Origin of the sequence: Coraliomargarita algicola (genome assembly GCF_033878955.1) — a bacterium.
GTDB lineage: Bacteria > Verrucomicrobiota > Verrucomicrobiia > Opitutales > Coraliomargaritaceae > Thalassobacterium > Thalassobacterium algicola.
The window spans coordinates 3,905,861-3,926,359 of the sequence record NZ_CP138858.1; the positions used below are offsets into that span (position 1 = coordinate 3,905,861).

A 20,499-nucleotide genomic window follows, 5' to 3' on the forward strand; every position below is an offset into this window, starting at 1 on the left:
GATGACTGTTCGATACTTTGAGCTTTCTTAACTGACGCAGTAACACGACCACTACCATGGAAAATACAGGCACTATCCGACTTGGAAACGAAAATTTCGAGTTCCCCATTATTGTGGGAACCGAGGGCGAGAAAGCCCTAGATACACGGACCTTACGCGCGAAGAGTGGTTGTATCACTTTTGACGAAGGCTATGGTAATACCGGTTCCTGCATGAGTGACATCACCTTTATTGATGGTGAAAATGGCATTCTTCGTCACCGTGGGTATCCGATCGAACAACTCGCCGAGAACTCTTCTTTCCTTGAGACCGCTATGTTGGTCATCTACGGAGAGTTGCCTTCGGAGGAGAATCTACGTGCATTCCGTCAGCAAGTGCGCAAGAACTCTTCGATACATACGGGGATGCACAGCCACTTCGATGGTTTCCCGAGTGGTGCACATCCCATGGCTATCCTTTCTTCGATGCTCAACTCGCTGGGGGCATACTATCCAGAGATGTCGTCGAATGATCGTGAGCAAGATTTAGCTCATTTCGATGAAACGGCAGCCCTTCTTATTTCCAAGGTGCGGACCATCGCAGCCATGACTTATCGCATGAAGATGGGGCTGCCATTTGTTTATCCTGCCGACAAACGCTACACAGGTAACTTCCTGCATATGATGTTTTCGGAGCCTTATAACGAATACGTCGACGACCATGGCGCGGGTAAAGCGCTCGACCTATTCTTGATGCTGCATGCAGATCATGAGCAAAACTGTTCCACTTCTACAGTCCGTATGGTTGCTTCTGGCGGGGCTAATTTGTTTGCTTCGGTTTCTGCTGGTGTCTGTGCACTTTGGGGCCCGTCTCATGGTGGCGCGAATATGGCAGTGATCAAGATGCTGGAAGAAATTCATGCAGCAGGGGACGACGGCTCGCGTTTTATCGAAGCCGCGAAGAAGGGGGAAGCCAAGTTGATGGGCTTTGGCCACCGCGTTTATAAGAATTACGATCCACGCGCTAAAATCCTCGGTAAGAGTGCCGAGAGTATTCTTGAAAGTATCGGGATGGAAGATCCGTTGCTCGATATCGCACGCCGACTGGAGCAAGCAGCTCTGGAAGATGATTATTTCATCAGCCGTAAACTCTACCCGAATGTCGATTTTTACAGTGGTCTTATTTTGAAGGCGATTGGTATCCCCGTTGAAATGTTTACTGTGATGTTTGCGATCGGACGTATGCCCGGTTGGATTGCCAACTGGAAGGAGATTGCTGAAAATCCGAAGAGCCGCATTCACCGTCCACGCCAAATTTATACTGGCAGCACCAAGCGCGATTATCTCGCGCTGGATCAACGCTAGTTGGATATAAAATGCCCTCTGGCGTTTCCGCGCAGAGGGCATTCCTTTATCAAACAACAACTTAGTCTAAAAAATCAGGAAGCCACTTGCTCCTGAAAGAATTCTTGCAGAACTTTCATCTTTTCCTGTTCGATGCGTTCTTCTTGCACTTCTTCTTTAGAGCGCTGGCGCTCGTTTTCAGTCATGAGACGACGCATCTTGTGGATGGCAATATTTTGAATCTGTCGCACGCGTTCGCGAGTGACGTCGAAGCGTTCACCGACTTCTTCCAGTGTGAGTGGGCGGTTACCATCCAGTCCGAAGCGTAGCTGGATGATTTCGGCTTCACGTTCTTCAAGCCGGTCGATGACGGACTTGATGTCGTTGCTCATGGATTTTTCCTGTAAATTCTCTAACGGGGTCGCTTCGTTGTCGTCTCCGACTAGTTCACCGAAGGTGGTTTCGCCATCTTCACCTACCGGGGCGTCCAGTGATGCAGGACGAATACTGACTGATTTCAAGTGCGCGACTTTGTTGACCGGCATGTCCATCGCGAACGCGATTTCTTCGTCAGCAGGTTCGCGGTCAAGTTCGTCGGCGAGTTGTGCGGTGACTTTGCGCATTTTGGCGATGCGGTCGACCAGGTGCACCGGCAGGCGAATCGTCTTACTTTGGTTGGCCAGGGCGCGCTTGATCGATTGCTTGATCCACCAAGCGGCATAGGTACTTAGCTTGCCGCCTTTAGAAGGGTCGAAGCGCTCGACGGCTTTGATCAAGCCAATGTTGCCTTCGCTAATTAAGTCGAGGAGTGGTAGGCCGAAATTGTTGTAATCGTAAGCTATTTTAACGACTAGGCGCAGGTTCGCAGAAATCATGTGATCGCGGGCGGCTTTATCGCCTTGTTGGATGCGTGCGGCGAGTTCGATCTCTTCCTCCTTGCTCAGTAAGGGGGTTTTAGAGATCTCCTGCATATAAGTGCGCATGACGTTGCGATCATTTGAGGGGAGTTCGCGGACGTCGGTTACGGCCTCAACTTCGTCTGTGCGAGAGCGGGGGACGTCTGAGAGCCGATTAGCTTGTGAACGTCGATTTCGGGTTCTTTCTGCTGTCTGTGCTATATTCATAAGTCGTTTTCGGTGGTGAATTCCACTGTTTAGATACTTCGACCGCGGATTTATTCCCGAGGTTCCAATACCTATCGCGACTATTTAAGCTGACTTACAAAAAAACACAAAAAGTAGTTAGTTTCTTTGCGATTGTTAATAACTTATTCACAAAACATGCTTTCGGCCAGCGAAACGGCCTTGAGCATACCCTTGGCTTTGTTGATGGTCTCCATAAATTCGCTCTCTGGCACTGAATCGGCCACCAAGCCGGCTCCGGACTGAATGTAAATTTGGCCGTCTTTGATGACTGCGGTGCGGATGCCGATGCAGGAGTCGTGGCTGCCATCGAAGCCAAAATAGCCCAGTGCGCCGCCGTAGACACCACGTTGGCTGTTTTCGAGTTCGGAAATGATCTGGAGTGCCCGCACTTTGGGCGCTCCGCTGAGAGTGCCTGCTGGAAAGGTGGCTCGCATTAAATCGAAGGCTGTGCACTCGGGGCGAATTGTTCCCACAACTTGTGAGACAATGTGCATAACATGTGAATAACGTTCGATAGTCATGTAATCCGGCACCTTGATCGAGCCATATTGGCAGACGCGGCCGATATCGTTACGCGCGAGGTCGACCAGCATTAGGTGTTCGGCCTTTTCCTTCTCGTCGGCCAGCAAATCCTTTTCCAAGGCGAGGTCTTCGGTCTCGGTTTGGCCGCGATGGCGGGTGCCTGCGATGGGGCGGATTTCGACTTGATCCCCTGTCAGGCGAACGTGCACTTCGGGAGAAGCGCCCACGACAGAGAAGTCGGCATCTTCCATTAGAAACATGTAAGGCGAGGGGTTCACCGTACGTAGAGCGCGGTAAAGATCCACTGGTGCGGGTTTGAACTCTTTTACAAAGCGCTGTGAGAGAACTGTTTGTATTACATCTCCAGCGCGGACGTAGTCTTTTACCTGATCGACTGCAGCTTTAAAGCGTTCTTTGGTGAAGTTGCCTGCGGGCACCGTGATCTCGCCCGGGCTCTCGATGGGGCGATGGCTGATCGGTTGTTGGCGTTCCAGCACTTCGTAAATGCGCTGGATCTCGGCCACTGCTTGATCGTAGGCCTGGCTGGAATTGCCGTCTTGGGAATGAGCATTCACGCAGATACGTAAGATCTGTCGTACATGGTCAAATATGAGCACCGAATCGGTGATCATATAGTAAAGGATTGGCATTTCGAGTGGGTTGTCGGAAGGCTTGGGGACTGTGGGCTCGATGCTGTGAATAAACTCGTGTCCGACGAAGCCGACAGCGCCGCCACAAAAGGGGGGCATGTCTGGCATGTCGACTGGTTGGTAGCTCGCCATCTCTGCTTCGATCAGCTTGAGTGGATCGCTGGGAGTCTCGATGGTCTCAGTCTCGCCGCCTTTGTGATGAATCTTGGTTTCTTTTTCGAATACGCGATATACCTTGCGTGGGTTGGCGCCGAGAAAGGAGTAGCGGCTGATGCGTTCGCCCCCGACGATCGACTCGAACAAAAATGCAGGGCCTTCGTTGCGTATTTTGCAGTAGGCACCGAGTGGGGTCTCGCAATCGGCGGTGAGATCCAAGTAGACAGGGATCGTATTACCCTTGGCGGTGAGTTTGGCGAATTCGGATCTGGTGGGCTGGATATTCATAGCTTCTTAAAGTGAGCTTCGGCGGCTTCGAGGGTGGCGTCAATATCGTCGCCGAGCAAAGTGAAGTGTCCCATTTTGCGGCCTGGGCGGGCTTCGCCTTTGTCATAGAGGTGGAGTTTGGCGCGCGGGTCGGCGAGTAGGCCCGCCCAGTCGGGCTCGCCGTCGCTCCATACATCGCCGAGTAGGTTGATCATTACCGTTGGCTTGAGCAGCTCGGTCGAACCAAAGGGGAGGTCAGTTACGGCGCGGATGTGTTGTTCAAATTGGCTGGTGATGCAGCCGTCGATGCTGTAGTGCCCCGAATTGTGCGGGCGGGGGGCCATTTCGTTGATAATGAGGCTGCCATCTTCTTCTAGGAAGAGTTCGACTGCGATCAGCCCGACGACCTCGAGTAGATCGGCGATTTTGCAAGCCAGTTCAGCGCCGGCAGCCTGTGTGGCGTCGGTGATGCGAGCGGGCACGATCGAGGCGTGCAAAATGTGGTGCACATGTATGTTTTCCGCCATCGGGAAGGTGCTGGTGCTGCCGTCGGCCTTGCGGGCACAGACCACAGAGAACTCACCGATATGATGAATCCATTTTTCCACCACCACGCGGGGTGGGTTTTCGAGGAAGTTCCAGAGGTAATCGCAGTCGGCGGCTTCTTCAGGGGCGTTGAGCTTGATCTGCCCCTTGCCGTCGTAACCAAAGGCGGCCGTTTTAATGACGCAGGGGAAGCCGATGGCCTGGATGGCCGTTTTTAGGCTTTCGGCGGAGTCGGCGTATTCAAATGCTACGCAGGGGAGCCCGCTCTCCTTTAAGAAGTCCTTTTCACGCTGACGGTGCTGGCAAATGTGTAAAGCGCGGCTTCCGGGCAGCACAGGCTTGATGGCGCTGAGCATGTCGATCACTTCCGACGGGATGTTTTCAAACTCGAGTGTAATCACGTCCACTCCTTCGGCGAAGCGCTTGAGTGCAGCCTCGTCGGAGTAGTCGGCATTGATCTCTAAGTCGGCGACCATGCCTGCGGGGCAGGGGCCTTTAGGCTCAAAGACGTGAAAGCGATAGCCGAGCGTGCGGCCTGCCAAGATTAGCATGCGCCCAAGTTGTCCGCCGCCGAGTATTCCGATAGTGCTGCCAGGAGTGATCATAGTGTGAGTAAAGGGTGTTTGATTAAGCTTCGGGAAGCTCAGTATTGAGCACGGTCTCAGTCTGCTGCGCGCGGAAGGCCTTGAGGCGCTCGCATACGCCTGTGTCGTTCAAGGAAAGTATCGAGGCGGCCGAGAGGGCGGCATTTTTCGCGCCGGCCACGCCGATCGCGAGCGTCATGACTGGGATGCCGGCGGGCATTTGCACGATCGAGAGCAGCGAGTCCTGGCCGCTCAGCGCTTTCGATTGCACGGGCACGCCCAATACGGGTAAGTGCGTCATCGCAGCGGTCATGCCGGGCAGGTGAGCGGCACCGCCGGCGCCGGCGATAATGATCTGGATGCCGCGGCTTTCCGCCTCTTCCGCGTAGCTATAGAGGAGCTTGGGAGTGCGGTGGGCACTCACGATCTTTGTCTCAAAGGGGATCTCAAGCTGTTTGAGTAAGGCCGCAGCCTCCCCCATCGTGCTCCAATCCGATTGGCTTCCCATAATGATCCCGACGACGGGTTTGACTGCGCTGCTGTTTTCCATCGCAGAACAGAAAGGGATTCGTCGTAGGAATTCAACAATGTATATTCAGCGACTTTGACTTGATGCTTTGAGGCCGCTCATTCGTTGATTACGATCGGGAAACTGCCGAGTGGCGTCTGCACTTTAGTCGGATTTTGAGCTATTAGAAGTTAGGCAGTGGCATTACGTGAACTCGTGTCCATTTTGTCTTCTTCGTCTTGTTCGACTTGGGCCTCACGTTCGGTTAGAAGCATCGATTTCTCGACCAATTCATTTTCACATTGTTCAATAAAGACTTCGCGCTCATGCAGCAAGCGACGAGCTTCCTTGAGTGAGGCTTCCTGAGCTTCTAGTTCACGTTGTAAGGCTTTGAGTGCCTTGGCTTCCTTGCTTAGGTCCTTTTGATCTTCTGTGGCATTACCATTGGTTTCCCGTTGGCTATCCAGCAGGCTTTTATGAGCAAGCAGTAAGGCTTCACGCTCATTTAGTTCGAGCTCATGTGCTTCGCAGCGTTTTTCGCGCTGAGATACCTGATCCTCGCGCACGATAATTTCAGCTTGTAGTTCTAGCAGATGCGCCTCCATTTCTTGCTGCTTGCCAGACTTGGTTTTGACTGAAGGAAATTCGTCTAGTGGGCTGAGTAGTGGCGTCACTTCCGCGCCTTCGCGCCGCGTGGCCGCTGCGATGGCTGTCTTCAAACTCAATTTTCGAGTTGCTTGGCGAACCGGTGGTGGTGCAGGTAGGCGCGGAGGCGCTATTGGCTCCTTTAGTTCTTTCTTTTTTGAGCGTTTGGATTTGGGGAGAGAAAACATCACATAACAGCTAAAGGGGGATCGACTTTGGAATCAACTTTCAAAGCGCATAGGGGTCTTGTTATCAGTGGTTTAAACAATATTCTAACAAGTGATTAGAGTTGTTACTCGATTACATTGAGGAGTATGCCTTATGTGGCAATTGCAAACTAATGATCGAAATTACTTCAGTCTATGTTCTAACTCAGTCGTTTTTATGGAAAATAGCCCTAGTCAGTTCTCTGCTTCACAATCTCATGAACTTATTGAGCGCCTGTTTCGGGCGCCTGTGGAACGGCATGTATTGCCCAATGGACTGACATTGGTCCATCGCCCGGATTTTTCCAGTGAGGTGGTCTCCGTTCAAGTTTGGGTTAAAACCGGGAGCATTCACGAGGATGCCTACATTGGTTCTGGCTTATCTCACTATTTGGAGCACATGCTCTTTAAAGGGACTTCTCGCAGGGACGGAAAATCTATCAGTCGTGAAGTGCATGCAATGGGGGGCTCGATTAATGCATACACCACTTTTGATCGTACAGTCTACTACATTGATGCGCCCTCGACGGCTTTTCAACAGGTAGTGGATGTGCTATCGGATATGGTTCTGCACTCGACTTTGCCAGTGCAAGAAGTGGAGCGCGAGCGTGCCGTGATTTTGCGCGAGATCGATATGGGCTTGGATGATCCAGACCGTCAGCTCAGTCAGGCACTTTTTCGTACTGCCTTTCAGCGGCATCCGTATCGTGAGCCAGTAATCGGCCATCGTGAGTTATACGAGCAGGTGACTTGTGAGGAATTACGCGGCTATTACAATGCCCGCTATGTGCCGAATAATATGGTAGTTACCATCGTGGGCGCAGTGGCACCTGAAGAGTGCCTTGCTGAGGTTGAAAAGCAATTTGGGGCAGTCCCGCGCGGACGACTGGCACCTGTGCGTGTCGAGGAAGAGCCAGTGCAACTGGCCGCTCGTCGCGAGGATATTGTGGGCGAGTATAATATTTTCCGTGGTGGCCTCGGGTTTAAAGTGCCGCACATGAGTCATCCAGATTCGCCATGTCTCGATGCGCTCGCTCATGCGCTGGGTGGTGGAGAGAGCTCACTGCTCTGGGATCGCTTGCGTAATCAGCGGAACCTGGTCAATTACATCGACTGTCGTAATTGGAATCCTGGAGGCAGCGGCCTCTTTTGGATTTCTTACGTCTGCGATGCCTCGAAAAGTGCTGCTGTGGAACAAGCGATTCTTGCTTTATTAGGTGAAGTGGCGGCCCAAGGCCTACCTGAATCAGTGGTGGAAAAGGCCCGGCGACAAGCACTTACGTCTGAGATTAATGGTCGCAAGACTATGAGTGGCCAAGCATCGCGCCTTGGCCTGGGAGAGGTGGTCATCGGTGATATCTATTATGGGCGACGCTATTTGAATAGGCTGCAAGCTGTTCAACCGGTCAATTTACAAGCAGTCGCTCAGCGCTATTTGGTCGATGAGAGTATGTCGGCTGTGACTCTAGGCCCTGCTCCGCAAATTATTGACTCGACCGCTGCACTGGAAGAAAAGCTGGCATTAGAGCCTTTTGAGCTGATCGAGCTCTCGAGTGGCGCGCGCTTACTATTACAGCCTGACAGTCGTTTGCCCAAAGTGCATCTTCGCTGTGTGCTTCAAGCGGGCCCTCTTTATGAGCCCGCTGATCAACGTGGGGTTTCCGCATTACTCGGGGAACTTTTGACCAAGGATACCCTCCACCGCAGCGCTCAAGAGATTGCTGAATTAATCGAGAGCATCGGTGGCAGTTTTACGGCGACCGGTGGTAATAATACGATCAGTCTCGCGCTGGAGGTATTGCCGGCAGATTTGGATGTCGCACTTGAACTACTCAGTGAGGCCTTGACCGCTCCGGTTTTTGACTCGGCGACCTTTGAGACCGAGCGAGACGCACAAGTCGCCAGCCTGCTCGAAGCCGACGATGAAATTCTTGATTTTGGTTTCCGTAAGTTGCGCGAGCGCTTTTTTGCGGAGCACCCCTTCGCTGTGGGCTCTGATGGTCGTGCTGCGGATCTCGTTGCGCTCACTGTCGAAGACATTGCAGTGCACTACCGTGAGCTCGTCCGGGCAGGTAATATTGTTCTTTCGGTAACAGGTGATTTTGACCCAGAGTCTTTAGTTTCACGCTTACAACCTTTGCTTGAAAAGCAACTATCGACCTTAGCTTTTCAGAGAGCCGACTCATCGCTGCCAGTCGTGCCTGTCGCCTACACCGGGCATGAAGTAATGGACCGAGAGCAAGCCGTCGTACTGCAAGCTTATCCCGATGCCGGTGTTCAATCCAGCGACTTCGTTGTCGCCGAAGTGCTTAACGAACTTTTCAGCGGCATGTCCAGTCGTCTGTTTGAGCGTGTGCGCGAAGATCAGGGTATGGCCTATTATGTCGGCACAACACGAGTGATAGGATTACAAACTGGCATGTTTGTTTTTTACGCAGGAACGCACCCCGAGCAAGCTGGTGCCGTAGTCAGTGAAATGAATATTGAGATTGCACGAGTCGCTGCCGGAGAGGTGACGGAAGACGAACTCGCTCGATGCCGTACACGGCTCAAAGCGGCGCGTCCCATGGGCAAGCAAACGATTGGCGCGCGTGCGATGCATGCCGCAATTCAGCTCACTTATGGTTTACCCATTGACGACGATGCAGAACACGCAGCTAAATTAGATCAAGTCGATGCCGCTCAGCTCGCTCGTTTCGCGAAAGAATATTTCTCGGAAGAAAAGCGTGTGCAGTTGATCGTAGGCCCCGCCAGCTAAAATTAAGAATTACTCTAAATTGCCACTAAGGCCTTCTTTTATATAATAACCAGGCTATAAGAAATTGTTTGACTTTGGGTTTTGGGTTGGATTTTTACAGTTTTGATCGAGAAGGTTATGAAACGAATACGTCGAACAAAGGTTCAGGGGAGTGCGGCTAGCTATCATTGTATGACGCGTGTGGTGAATGGTGAGAGGCTCTTGGGGGATCGTGAAAAGGAGGTGCTGCGTAAGATGATTTGGCAGGTGGCGGATTTCTGCGGTGTTCAGGTGCTGACCTACTGTGTGATGTCGAACCACTTTCACGTGCTGCTGCGGGTGCCGGAGCGGCAGAATGTGGACGATGCGGAACTGTTGCGTCGCTATCAGGTGCTGTATCCTAAGCCGACTCAGCATCAGACGGCTTCTGTTAAGGTGCTGCGCTCTCAGTTGGCTGAAGACTCGGAGCAGGCGGATGAGCTCCGCCGTAAGTTATTGGCCCGGATGGGCGATATTTCGGAATACATGAAGGCGGTGAAGCAGCGCTTTTCTGTGTGGTATAACCGTAACCATAATCGCTATGGCACGCTGTGGGCGGACCGTTTTAAATCGGTGCTGGTTGAGGGGAAGGGGAACGCGCTGCAAACGATGGCCGCGTATATTGACTTGAATCCGGTTCGGGCCGGTTTGGCAGAAGATCCGAAGGATTATCGCTTCTGTGGCTATGCGGAGGCGGTCTCGGGTGTGTCAGAGGCGGTTGAGGGCTTGCGTTGTATCTGGGCGGATCATGATTCGAATCCGTTGCGGGCGCATCGTCTTTTGATTTTTGGGAAAGGGAGTGCTGCGAGCTTGAAGGGGGGCGCGGTTATTGAGCGTGACGAGGCTTTGCGAGTTCTGGAACAGGAGGATGGCTTATTGCCGAAGGCGGCGATCTTGCGTTGCCGTGTTCGCTATTTTACGGATGGAGCAATACTGGGCTCCAGCGAGTTTGTGAGGAGTTATACCAAGGCATGGCAAATGGAACGGCAACGACGGCATCCGCCGAAGGTGAATCGATTGAAAGGTGCGGAGTGGGGCGACTTGGCTGTGATCCGAGGCCTGAGGAAAACGGTGTTTAGCTAGTTGGCAGGTGTTGTCGGAGCTTCCTTTAAACGCCGTTGATGATCTCAAGGGTGCCGTGTCCACTGCTGGATTTAGTGATTCGGATCTGTGCGCTTATGCGATGTTTGAGGGCTTCAACGTGGGAGATTATGCCAATGGTGCGGTTGGACATGCGTAGGTTTTCCAAGGCCGCAAGGGCCATGTCTAGGGTGTCGGTGTCGAGCGTGCCGAAACCTTCGTCGATGAAGAGACTTTCGATTTTTGTGTCACTGCCGGCTAGATCGGAGAGTCCTAGTGCGAGGGCTAGACTCACTAGGAAAGACTCGCCGCCGGAGAGGCTGCGAGTGGGGCGGATGGCGTCGGCTTGGTAGCGGTCAACGATCTCTAGGCTGAGTTCGGATTCTTGGGTTTGTTGTATGTAGTAGCGATCGTTGAGTTGCAGTAGGTGCTTGTTGGCTAAATGTAGTAGTTGGGCTAAGGTCAGGCCTTGGGCGAATTTTGAAAATTTGTCGCCGCTGGCGGATCCGATGAGTGCATTGAGCTCGATCCATGGGCGTGCTTCTTTGGAGAGTCTTTCGATCTGAGCGATCAGTTCAGCTTGTGAATTGCGTGCTTTGGCATCTAGTTCCAGTAGGAGTTTGATCTCGCCGAGACGTTTGTTGTGGATGCTTAGGTGTTGCTCGTTAGTGGTTTGCTCTGCTTTTAGGGGTGCTTCGGCTTCGGCGCTGAAGGGTTCCTGTTTGGCGAATTTCTTGAGTTGGTTTTGCGTTTGATCGATGCGACCGAGAAGTTGGTCGTGTTGGCTTTTGAGCCGATCTTTGGTGGCGGAGATCTCTGTTAATTGCGTATCGCTCAGGCGTGCGGCTTTGAGCAACTGGATTGATTTGAACGGCGTGTTGACGAGTCGTGCGTTGAGTGCATGGGTCGTGGTTTGGATGGCCTGGTTTATCTCGGCTAGGTCGTTACGCTTGTGTGAGAGTGATTGCGCGGCTTCTTGAGCCTTGTCGAGTGCGGCTTGGCATTCGCTGCGGCGTTGTGCTTCACTTTCTGGGACAGTGAGTGAGCTGTTCGAAAGCGTTGTTTCTGGATGGGCGTCGAGTTTACTCTGCCATTGTGCGCGTTCTTCGCTGAGGCGTGTGTGTGCTTGCTTGAGTTCTTTGAGGTCGGCGGCGAGTTCTTTGAGCTTGAGGCGCTGTTGTGTTTGTGTGTCGAGTTGTCGCTGGTAAGCTTGTAGTTGGTGTTCGAGCTTTTGCGTATGGGAGCGTGTCTCCGCGGGCGATCTCGCTGGAGGCAGATGTGTGGCTAGCTTTTGATTGAAGGCTGCGAGTTGGGTGTCGATGTCCTCCTGTGTGTTGTTTTGCTCGATCTGCAAGGATTGGTGCTTCGTGCTGTGGTCGACTTTTTTTTGTTCTAAATTGTGTAGTTGAGTGGCGGACACGCGGTCGGCGGCGTCGAGTGTGGCAAAGGCTTCTTTGGCTTCGCATGCTGCGCGGTCGAGTCGCTGCAGTTGTTCGAGCTTGGTGTCGGTCGCACTATGTCGTTCCTGTAGCGATTGTTGCCAACGCGAGAAGGCGTCGTCGTTTTCGAGGGCATCGTGGTAACCGGCGGCCTTGGCCGCGGCGGCAACAGTTGCGGCTTGCTCGTCTAAGTCTTGAGTCGCCTTGGTGATATCTAGCTCGAGCGACTTAAGTTTTTCATCCAAGCGATTGAAAACTTCGACGGCTTGTTTCAGTGCTTTTTCGGCGTCGGCGAGCACTTGTTTTTGAGTCGCGACTGCTAGTTTGTCGTTGTCTTCATTCGATTCCAAATGGTCGACGTAGGGGTGCTCCAGCGAGCCGCAGAGTGGGCAGGCTTGGTCAGGCTTTAGGTCGGCACGGTGCGTTTCCAGCTTAGCGATGAGACGGGCCTGATCGTAGATTTTTTGTTTGTCTTCGAGGATGGTGGTTTCCTTGGCGACGGAGGCTGCGTGAGCGTTGCGTGCTTGTTTGGCGCTGGCGAATTGCTCGAGCAGTGGCGGATGGCGCTCTTTTAGTTTTGTTAGGCGTGCTTGCGCTTTGCTCCAATGACTATGCTGCACACTAAGTGTTTTTGCGGATTCATCGGCCAGTGCATGGGCTTTGGCCATTTGTGTCCATTCATCGACGGATTTGCCTGCAGCTTCTTTAGCGACAGCTTGGGCAGTACTGGCGACTAATTCTCTGGCCTTGCTTAGTATTTGTTGGGCTGCGTTGATTGAGGCTTTTTTTGTGGCCAGTGCTTGTTCGTTGGCCAGTTGATCCTTGGCCAATACGGCAAGTTCAGATTGAGTGCGTTGCAGTGCTTTGTCGGTATGGCGGACTGACTCGCCCAAGGCGCGAAGTTCAGGCAGTTCGACTTCGATATTGCGAGTGGATGCATTGTCTGTGAGCCAGGCGGTGAGTTCTTTTTCGGCAGTCTCGATTTTTAGCTGGGTTGCTGCAACGGTGGTGATTTTATGGCTTTGGGCTTTGAGTGTGGCTTCGACGTATTGCAGGGTGGCGAGGAGCCGCTGCTTGGCTGCGGTTTGTTGCTGTTGGGCGATTTGACTGAGTGCCTCGATTGCTTGTGTCAGTGTGTGGTGTTGGCGTTGTTTGGCTTCGAGTTCGATGAGATCAGCTTGGAAGGGCTGGGTTGCTTCGTGTTGCGTCAGTTGATTGCGAGAGGAGGTGAATGCCTGATCGGCTTCCTGCCATTTGAGTAGGTCTTTATTCGATTGTTCGAGTGTCGCTTGCAGGTTGCGGTAATGTTCGAAGCGTTGCAGCTTGGTGCGAAGGGTTTGCTGCTTTAGATTGAGCGCTTTGACTTCGGTTTCCTTAGTGATTTGCTCCTGCCTAAGGTCGTCGAGTTGCTCTTGGGTTTTGAGTTCGACGCCACTGAGCTTTTGTTGGGCAGCTTGAATGGCGGCGTCGTGGGCACGTTCGGTCTCGTAGGCTTTCTGGCTGATGCGAGAGTAAATTTCAGTGCCCGTGATTTTTTCCAGTAGGTCGCCGCGTTCGTTGTCGCCTGCGTCGAGGAATTCTTTAAAGCGGCCTTGGGCGAGCAGGACGGAGCGCAGGAAGCGGTGGTAATCGAGTCCAGTTAGAGATTCGACCATTTGGTCGGCTTCTTTCAGCTTCTCCGCGATGATTTCGCCTGTGTCGGCCTTAGAGACTTCCCGTTTGGGGCTTTGTAGTTTGCCGTTGGGCTTTTTTCGTGCACGTGCGCGTGTCCATTTTGCGCAGTAACGGCCTTTGTTGCATTCGAATAAAATTTCGGCTGCACATTCGCCGGTGCCGCGTGTCATCATCTCTCCAGGGTTGGCCTCTTTATCATAGCGGGCGGCTTTACCAAAGAGTGCGAGGGTGATGGCGTCGAGGATGGTGCTTTTGCCTGCGCCGGTGGGGCCAGTGATCGAGAAGATCCCTGCTTCGCTGAGCAGGCCATTTTCGAGGTCGATTATGTGTGTGCCTTGCAGCGAGTTGAGGTTCTGAAAGGTGATTTTAAGGATTTTCATTGAGCGTCGTCCTCCTGCACTGCGTGGAGGATGTGGTTGAAGCACTGTTTAAGCGCCTCCGGGCTGAGGTCTCCCTGGTAGCTTTCGATTCGTTTTTCAAAAACAGCGAGCGGTTCCCATTCGCTTATCGCTTTGGTTGTTTGGTCAGGAAGGGCGCTGATTTGTGAGTTGTTGAGCTTGCGGCCTACTTTAAGTACGACGGCATCGTTTGCCGCGGCAGCTGCGCGTATTTGGTCGTTGATCAGAGGGCTGACATCACCTTCGGTTAAAGTGACTTCGATCCACGGAGTGAGCTCGTGAGAGGGGGTGGATAGCTCCTCGATGGCCTGTCTTACGGTGTCGGCACTGCCAGATAGGCGGAGTAGTCGGCGGGCTAGAGGTATGTCGATCGCCTGGTGTGTGAGGCTGTGATCATCGTGAATGGTGAGCAGGCGAATCTCTTTTTCGGAGGACTCTGAGAAGCTGAGCGGAATGGGGCTGCCGGAGTAACGAATGTGTTCGCACGCACCCACCGCTTGTGGGTGGTGTAAGTGACCGAGCGCGATGTAGTCGAAGATGGGTGGAAATTGTTCCGCGCTGATACTGCCTAAGTTGCCGATGTGAACAGAGCGTTCGCTGTCAGAGAGACGACCTCCGACCGCAGTGAGGTGACCTGTGGCGAGCAGCACTTCGTCGTCTTGGCGAGATGTTTGGATCTGTTGTGCGATATTTTGATAGGTCTGTATGATGCCGGCTTTGGTGCGGGCTTCCATCGCATCAAAGCTCTCGCCTTCGATGGCGCGGCGCACGTCACGGTCGCGGAGGAAGGGGATGGCTGCGATGCAGAGGCGTTTACCGTTGCGTTCAAAGCGTAGGATTGCGTCACTTGTTTGATCGGGCATGCCGCCGATGACATGGATGTTTAGATGCGACAGTACCGTGCGTGGGGCATCCAGATGGGGAGCGGAGTCATGGTTTCCTCCGATGATGACCGCCTCGCAGTGCTGCAATGCATGTAATCGTGTAATGAAGTCGAAGTAAAGTTGCTCTGCTGCGCGTGGTGGGTTGGCGGTGTCGAAGATGTCGCCTGCGATGATGAGTAGGTCGATGCTTCGTGTCTCGATTTGCTTGAGTAGAAAGTCGAGAAATGCGCTCTGCTCTTCCAAGCGATCGCGCTCGAAAAAGTTTTGCCCTAGGTGCCAATCGGCTGTGTGCAGGATTTTCATAATGAAATAAAAAAAAAAGCCGCTGAACATTTTGTTCAAGCGGCTTTAAAGTGGTAGGCTGTCGGGGACTCGAACCCCGAACCAATTGATTAAAAGTCAACTGCTCTACCGATTGAGCTAACAACCCCTACACGAAAGCGCGGGATAAAAGTTGTGCGGGGCGCTCTTGTCAAGGGTTGTCATACTATTTTTTATTTTTTTATTTGAACGAACTTTCTTGGAACAAATCTAAGCTTTTAACGATCTACCCTACATGAACACAACTATGAGTGCTAAGACTGAGACGATTCATCCTGATGATTTGCTGATTGAGCGCATCAAGGCAGGCGATATGGCTGCTTATAACGACATGGTCACGCGCTATTACGACCGAATTTTTGCACGTGTTTCGCAATTGCTTAAAAATAAACAAGATGCGGAGGAAGTGACTCAGGATGCATTTATACGCGCGCATCGGGGCTTGGAAAATTTTAGAGGCGATGCTTCTTTTTCGACATGGCTGTATCAAATCGCCACCAATTTGGCGCATAATCGCTATTGGTATTGGTTCCGTCGTAAGCGTGATCAATCGATCTCTTTGGATCAGCCGCTGACAGATGATGGTAGTATGACGTTGGAAAATGTGATGCCTTGTGCCGGGGAAGACCCTTCGGAGGCCGCGGTGACGCAAGAGTTTGTTGACCGCGTGTCTGAATGCATGCAAGGTCTGAACGAGAAGCATAAAGAAGTTTTGATTTTACGAAATGTTAAGAACCTGTCCTACGACGAGATTGCGCAGCAGTTAGAGATCAGTGTGGGCACAGTGAAGAGCAGAATTGCCCGTGCGCGGGACAGTCTGCGCGATCTGATGGGCGACGATTTTGCATGACCGAAGAGAAATTTACAGAGCTGGTAAATCTTTATTTAGATAAAGAGATTTCTGAGCGAGGCCTGGCGGATTTGAAGGCTGAGTTAGCTGTAAATGCTAAGCGCAAGGCGGCGTTTCAGGAGCGTTGTCGTTTGCATCAAGCAATGCGATTGGCACTGCAGCCGCAGGCTGCGAAGCATCGTTCGAGTTCCAGTCGCTCGTCGGGGCGCGCGTCCAGCCGGTCGGGGGCGTCTTTGTCGAGAAGCCGTGAGGCTCGTGCTGGGGGCTTGAGGCATGCTAGCCGGCAGTCATCTTCGCACTCGAGTCACCGGTCGGTTGAGTTTTCGGCCCGAGTCGAGAAAGGCTCAGCGACTGAGAAGGTTCATTTTTCGCGTTGGATCATTGGGACCGGGCTCGCGGCATCCTTTGCTATCGGGGTTACATTGTTGGTGCCTGTTTTTAGAGATAGTACCCATATTGCCTCGCAACCGCCTTTGAAAGGGGTGAATGCGAACGAGCTAGCAGAAGTTGATCCGCTTGATACTATTGGGCGCAGTGAGCTTCGGCGTTTTGCGACGACGCAGGATCAGCGTGCGAGCAATCATCGTGCAAGTATTGCGGCACAGCTTCGTTTGATGGGCTTGCGCCCCGAGCACACTCCTGAAGTAAAGCGATTGCGCCCTGTCAGCTTGGCAGCCGCTCAACGGCCGACGCCGACTCGCAATAGCGCAGAGCTGCTCGCAGGGGTGCAGCAAATGTTGCCGATGCCAACACCGCAGATCTTGCGAGTTGAAGCGGAGTCGACGCAGTATGAGCCTGGCTCACGCTGGCCGAGTGGTTTTCATTCTTCTCTGGCTAGTTTTAAGTAGTCGGGCGGGTGATTTCTTGCTGTAATTCGTGGTATCTGCCTGCTTTCCGCTTGCGTCTACGCGTTGGAATCACAGTTCTGGTAGCTTCTTTTTCTATATTTTTACTATGAAGATTGTACTCGCATACTCTGGTGGTCTCGACACCTCCGTTCTCGTTAGTTGGCTCAAGGAGCACTATAACGCGGAAATTATTACTTTCGCTGCGGATGTCGGCCAAGAAGAGGAGCTCGACGGCCTGGCGGAAAAGGCGAAAGCAACCGGTGCTTCTGCGCACTATACAGTGGATTTGGTCGAAGAGTTTGCGCGTGACTTCATCTTTCCGATGATGCGTGCCAATGCGATTTACGAAGGCCAATACTTGCTCGGCACATCGATTGCGCGTCCGCTGATCGCAAAGGCACACGTTGAGATTGCGGAGCGTGAAGGTGCGGATGCAGTTGCACACGGCGCCACAGGTAAGGGGAATGACCAAGTTCGCTTTGAATTGGGATACGCGGCACTCGCGCCTAAGTTGCAAATTATCTCCCCCTGGCGCATGGAGGTCTTTCGTAAGGCCTTTCCAGGGCGCACGGAAATGATCAACTATTGTCGTGAGAACAATATCGATGTCGAAGCCAGCGCTTCGAAGCCATATTCGATGGATCGTAACTTGCTGCACATTTCTTATGAAGCTGGCATTTTAGAAGACACCTGGTTTGATCCGACGACCGACGACAACAAAGGGATGTACAAGCTGACAACCGCGCCCGAAGATGCGCCGGATGAGCCTGAATACGTCGAGCTTGATTTCGAACGTGGTGACTGTGTCGCTGTGAATGGCGTTGCTATGAATCCAGCTCAGGTTATGAAGCACTTGAACAAGTTGGCTGGTAAGCACGGCGTCGGGCGTGTGGATATCGTCGAGAATCGCTTCGTAGGTATGAAGAGCCGTGGTGTCTACGAGACGCCAGGTGGCACAATCTTGCTGCAAGGTCATCGCAATTTGGAAACAATCACAATGGACCGCGAACTCGCTCACTTGCGGGATGGCTTGATCCCTCGTTATGCTGAGTTGGTCTATAATGGTTTCTGGTATGCGCCCGAGCGCGAAGCGCTGCAGGCTCTGATCGATGACTCGCAAAAAACCGTTACAGGCACAGTGCGCCTTAAGCTTTACAAGGGCAATGTCACGACGGTTGGTCGCAAGTCACCGCTTTCTCTATATGACGAAAACATCGCATCGATGGAAGGCGTCGATAGTGATTACAATCCAGATGATGCCAGTGGTTTCATCCATCTGAACGCGCTTCGTTTACGCCGCCGTGCGATTGCACAGGGCGGGCCTGAAATCGCTTCAGAAAGTAAGCTCTCGCGCGAGTAGAAATTGTTCGCTTAATTATTTCCTTAGCCGAAGTCGAGAGACTTTGGTCTGATATGGTAGCCGAAGTCGCGAGACTTCGGCTATTTGACTCACAGATTTGACTATGAAAGCTGCTAAGATTCTCCTTGGTGTGAACGTGGATCACGTCGCTACCGTCCGTCAGGCCCGTTATCGTGAGCATGCGCTCAGCCATGGTGATGAGGTCGAGCCGGATTGTGTCGAGTTTGCCCTTGCTTGTGAGCGGGCAGGAGCTGACGGCATCACCATGCACTTGCGCGAAGATCGCCGTCACGTGCAGGATGTGGATGTGCAACGCGCGCGCGCCCAAATCGCGACGCGCTTAAATCTGGAAATGGCCTGCACGGCGGAGATGATCGAGTATGCGCTCAAGCTGAAGCCAGATTCGGTATGTCTGGTGCCGGAAAGTCGTGAAGAAGTGACTACAGAAGGCGGTCTGGACATTGTCGGGCAAAAATCACGTGTCGGCGAAGTGGTTGCAGCGATGACTGAGGCCGGGATCGTGACGAGTCTATTTATCGATCCTGATCCGGCGCAGATCGAAGCCTCGGCCGAATTAAAAAGTCCGTGGATCGAGTTGCATACGGGGGCTTATGCGAATGCATACTATCATGCCGGACGTGCTCAGGAACTGGATACACTGCGCGCGGGTGCCGAGCTTGCACACCGCTTAGGGATTACTGTAAATGCCGGGCATGGCATTAATTATACCAATATTTCCGAAGTCATCACGCTACCGCACTTACACGAATTGAATATCGGACACTCGATCGTGAGCCGTGCACTTTTTGTCGGTGTGGAACAAGCGGTGAGTGAGATGAAGGCCTTGCTTGGATAACAGTCTGAAATCTAGTTGTATGCGCATGTGTGTTTATTGGCGCAGTCAGCGATGGAGATGCTTGTAGGTCTGTGTCTACTTTACTACAGGAGAATCGTAAGACACTGGTACTTGCACTTCCGTTGATTGCGGGACAAGTCAGCCAAATGTTATTAGGGTTGACGGATACGCTGATGATCGGGCGCGTCGGTACTGTGGACTTGGCAGCCGCGGCTTTTGCCAATGCACTGCTCTATTTGCCTTTGGCTATTGGTATTGGGCTGGCTATTGCAGTGTCGATTCAGGTGGCTCATTCGCATGGTCGAGAATCCGCTGCCGAAGCGGGGGAGACCTTGCGCAATGGTTTTTTTATGTCGTGTGCGCTCGGGATCATTTTAACGGGACTGATTTTCTTAAGTGTTCCTTTTCTAGGAAAGATGGGGCAACCCTCTGAGGTGATTGCGGTCGTGCCAGCCTATCTTTATTGGCTTGGACTCTCGTTTTTGGCAGTGGTGCCGACGATGGTGATCAAGGGTTTTGCGGAGGCACAGAGTCAGCCGTGGACGGTACTTTGGATTCAGCTCGGGGGGGTGGGATTAAATGTCGTGTTAAATGCGATTTTGATTTTTGGATATCTTGGTTTTCCTGCGATGGGGCTCACGGGGGCAGGCATAGCTACCTGTTTGGCACGCTTTGCGACTTTGGGGGTGTTATGGTATTATTTGATCGGTTCGCGACGCCTAGCAGCTGCCTTGCCCCCTGTATGGTTTCAGCGGCTGGATCGTGTGGAGTGCCGTAAGCTCATCTTGCTGGGGACTCCTGTCGGCGGGCAGTTGCTCATCGAAATGGGCGCCTTTGGCCTCGGCGCGCTTTTGATTGGGCAGTTTGGGGCGGTTCCGCTGGCTGCGCACCAAATCGCGATCACTTGTGCTGCGACCACATTTATGTTGCCGCTGGGGGTGGCGATGGCTGTCACGATTCGAGTGGGGCATGCAATGAGTGCGGGGCAAGTCGAGCGTGCAGGTACGCTTCTATGGGGGGCGCAGTTGATTGGTATGTGTATCATGCTGATTTGTGCGACAGGTTACGTGTTTTTCGGTCGTTCAATCGCTGCGAGTTTTACTACCGACACTGAGGTGATCGCACTGACGGTTTCGATTCTGGTCATTGTGGCGATTTTTCAGCTCTTTGATGGTATTCAGGTGATTAGCGGTGCGGCGCTGCGAGGCATGCGCGATGTAAATTTTCCTACGGTTATTTTGTTCGTTTGCTTTTGGATATTGGCCATCCCTATGGGGGCCAGCTTAGGCTTTGTCGGTGGATTGGGCGTGATTGGAGTCTGGTCAGGCTTAGCTTTTGGTCTCGGGATGGCGGCAGTTGCTTTGAGTCTGCGTGTGTGGTTGAAGTTGAGACATGTCTGATTTTTTCAATCGATTTATAAATTTGAGCTCAATGATGTCAGAGCTAAGATAAAACGTGTATT

Annotated in this window: 15 protein-coding genes and 1 tRNA gene; 8 read left to right on the top strand and 8 right to left on the bottom strand. The window is 52.6% G+C overall.

Annotated features, from left to right (window positions below; genetic code table 11):
- Positions 1-56 precede the first annotated feature (56 nt).
- A complete protein-coding gene (locus SH580_RS16110; protein ID WP_319831856.1) occupies positions 57-1,343 on the top strand; it encodes a citrate synthase in 1,287 nt (428 codons plus the stop codon).
- 74 nt (positions 1,344-1,417) lie between these two features.
- Here the strand turns inward: SH580_RS16110 and SH580_RS16115 are convergent, their stop codons facing one another.
- The 5 genes from SH580_RS16115 to SH580_RS16135 all read right to left on the bottom strand — a co-directional run bounded on the left by SH580_RS16115 (position 1,418) and on the right by SH580_RS16135 (position 6,425).
- Positions 1,418-2,446, bottom strand: a complete 1,029-nt coding sequence (locus SH580_RS16115; protein ID WP_319831857.1) for a sigma-70 family RNA polymerase sigma factor — start codon at positions 2,444-2,446, stop codon at positions 1,418-1,420.
- A 143-nt stretch (positions 2,447-2,589) separates the two neighbouring features.
- Positions 2,590-4,083: an anthranilate synthase component I gene (gene trpE, locus SH580_RS16120; RefSeq protein WP_319831858.1), complete on the bottom strand. Its 1,494-nt coding sequence runs from the start codon at positions 4,081-4,083 to the stop codon at positions 2,590-2,592.
- Positions 4,080-5,213: a 5-(carboxyamino)imidazole ribonucleotide synthase gene (locus tag SH580_RS16125; RefSeq protein ID WP_319831859.1), complete on the bottom strand. Its 1,134-nt coding sequence runs from the start codon at positions 5,211-5,213 to the stop codon at positions 4,080-4,082. Before SH580_RS16125 ends, trpE begins: the two co-directional genes overlap by 4 nt.
- A gap of 22 nt (positions 5,214-5,235) precedes the next feature.
- Entirely contained in the window at positions 5,236-5,742 is a 507-nt protein-coding gene (gene purE, locus SH580_RS16130) for a 5-(carboxyamino)imidazole ribonucleotide mutase (protein WP_319831860.1), read from the bottom strand.
- 149 nt (positions 5,743-5,891) lie between these two features.
- The gene (locus tag SH580_RS16135) at positions 5,892-6,425 is read right to left on the bottom strand and encodes a hypothetical protein (RefSeq protein WP_319831861.1); all 534 of its coding nucleotides are present in this window, start codon (positions 6,423-6,425) and stop codon (positions 5,892-5,894) included.
- 304 nt (positions 6,426-6,729) lie between these two features.
- Here SH580_RS16135 and SH580_RS16140 point away from each other — a divergent pair, with 304 nt between their 5' ends.
- A complete protein-coding gene (locus tag SH580_RS16140; RefSeq protein WP_319831862.1) occupies positions 6,730-9,309 on the top strand; it encodes a M16 family metallopeptidase in 2,580 nt (859 codons plus the stop codon).
- Positions 9,310-9,426: 117 nt separating this feature from the next.
- On the top strand, positions 9,427-10,410 hold the full coding sequence (locus SH580_RS16145) for a transposase (RefSeq protein WP_319831863.1): 984 nt from the start codon (positions 9,427-9,429) through the stop codon (positions 10,408-10,410).
- Between the two features lie 25 nt (positions 10,411-10,435).
- Here the strand turns inward: SH580_RS16145 and SH580_RS16150 are convergent, their stop codons facing one another.
- The 3 genes from SH580_RS16150 to SH580_RS16160 form a co-directional block, all read right to left on the bottom strand.
- The gene (locus tag SH580_RS16150) at positions 10,436-13,900 is read right to left on the bottom strand and encodes an AAA family ATPase (protein ID WP_319831864.1); all 3,465 of its coding nucleotides are present in this window, start codon (positions 13,898-13,900) and stop codon (positions 10,436-10,438) included.
- Positions 13,897-15,105, bottom strand: coding sequence for an exonuclease SbcCD subunit D C-terminal domain-containing protein (locus SH580_RS16155; protein WP_319831865.1), 1,209 nt, complete (start codon positions 15,103-15,105; stop codon positions 13,897-13,899). The genes SH580_RS16150 and SH580_RS16155 overlap by 4 nt, the downstream gene beginning before the upstream one ends.
- A 51-nt stretch (positions 15,106-15,156) precedes the next feature.
- A tRNA-Lys gene (locus SH580_RS16160) sits at positions 15,157-15,232 on the bottom strand.
- Between the two features lie 138 nt (positions 15,233-15,370).
- Here SH580_RS16160 and SH580_RS16165 point away from each other — a divergent pair.
- The 5 genes from SH580_RS16165 (at position 15,371) to SH580_RS16185 (ending at position 20,437) form a co-directional block, all read left to right on the top strand.
- Positions 15,371-15,973, top strand: coding sequence for an RNA polymerase sigma factor (locus SH580_RS16165; protein WP_319831866.1), 603 nt, complete (start codon positions 15,371-15,373; stop codon positions 15,971-15,973).
- Complete coding sequence (locus tag SH580_RS16170) at positions 15,970-16,821, top strand: hypothetical protein (protein WP_319831867.1); 852 nt, start codon at positions 15,970-15,972, stop codon at positions 16,819-16,821. The genes SH580_RS16165 and SH580_RS16170 overlap by 4 nt, the downstream gene beginning before the upstream one ends.
- Positions 16,822-16,927: 106 nt before the next feature.
- On the top strand, positions 16,928-18,181 hold the full coding sequence (locus SH580_RS16175) for an argininosuccinate synthase (protein WP_319831868.1): 1,254 nt from the start codon (positions 16,928-16,930) through the stop codon (positions 18,179-18,181).
- 103 nt (positions 18,182-18,284) lie between these two features.
- Entirely contained in the window at positions 18,285-19,037 is a 753-nt protein-coding gene (locus SH580_RS16180) for a pyridoxine 5'-phosphate synthase (protein WP_319831869.1), read from the top strand.
- A gap of 71 nt (positions 19,038-19,108) precedes the next feature.
- On the top strand, positions 19,109-20,437 hold the full coding sequence (locus SH580_RS16185; protein WP_319831870.1) for an MATE family efflux transporter: 1,329 nt from the start codon (positions 19,109-19,111) through the stop codon (positions 20,435-20,437).
- Positions 20,438-20,499: the final 62 nt, after the last annotated feature.

Bases quoted from the DNA above. Each gene is read 5' to 3' on its own strand.
- SH580_RS16115 (WP_319831857.1), bottom strand. From the start codon at position 2,446: ATGAATATAGCACAGACAGCAGAAAGAACCCGAAATCGACGTTCACAA.
- SH580_RS16170 (WP_319831867.1), top strand. From the start codon at position 15,970: ATGACCGAAGAGAAATTTACAGAGCTGGTAAATCTTTATTTAGATAAA.
- SH580_RS16150 (WP_319831864.1), bottom strand. From the start codon at position 13,900: ATGAAAATCCTTAAAATCACCTTTCAGAACCTCAACTCGCTGCAAGGC.
- SH580_RS16175 (WP_319831868.1), top strand. From the start codon at position 16,928: ATGAAGATTGTACTCGCATACTCTGGTGGTCTCGACACCTCCGTTCTC.
- SH580_RS16110 (WP_319831856.1), top strand. From the start codon at position 57: ATGGAAAATACAGGCACTATCCGACTTGGAAACGAAAATTTCGAGTTC.
- trpE (WP_319831858.1), bottom strand. From the start codon at position 4,083: ATGAATATCCAGCCCACCAGATCCGAATTCGCCAAACTCACCGCCAAG.
- SH580_RS16125 (WP_319831859.1), bottom strand. From the start codon at position 5,213: ATGATCACTCCTGGCAGCACTATCGGAATACTCGGCGGCGGACAACTT.
- SH580_RS16155 (WP_319831865.1), bottom strand. From the start codon at position 15,105: ATGAAAATCCTGCACACAGCCGATTGGCACCTAGGGCAAAACTTTTTC.
- SH580_RS16180 (WP_319831869.1), top strand. From the start codon at position 18,285: ATGAAAGCTGCTAAGATTCTCCTTGGTGTGAACGTGGATCACGTCGCT.
- SH580_RS16145 (WP_319831863.1), top strand. From the start codon at position 9,427: ATGAAACGAATACGTCGAACAAAGGTTCAGGGGAGTGCGGCTAGCTAT.
- SH580_RS16165 (WP_319831866.1), top strand. From the start codon at position 15,371: ATGAGTGCTAAGACTGAGACGATTCATCCTGATGATTTGCTGATTGAG.
- purE (WP_319831860.1), bottom strand. From the start codon at position 5,742: ATGGAAAACAGCAGCGCAGTCAAACCCGTCGTCGGGATCATTATGGGA.
- SH580_RS16140 (WP_319831862.1), top strand. From the start codon at position 6,730: ATGGAAAATAGCCCTAGTCAGTTCTCTGCTTCACAATCTCATGAACTT.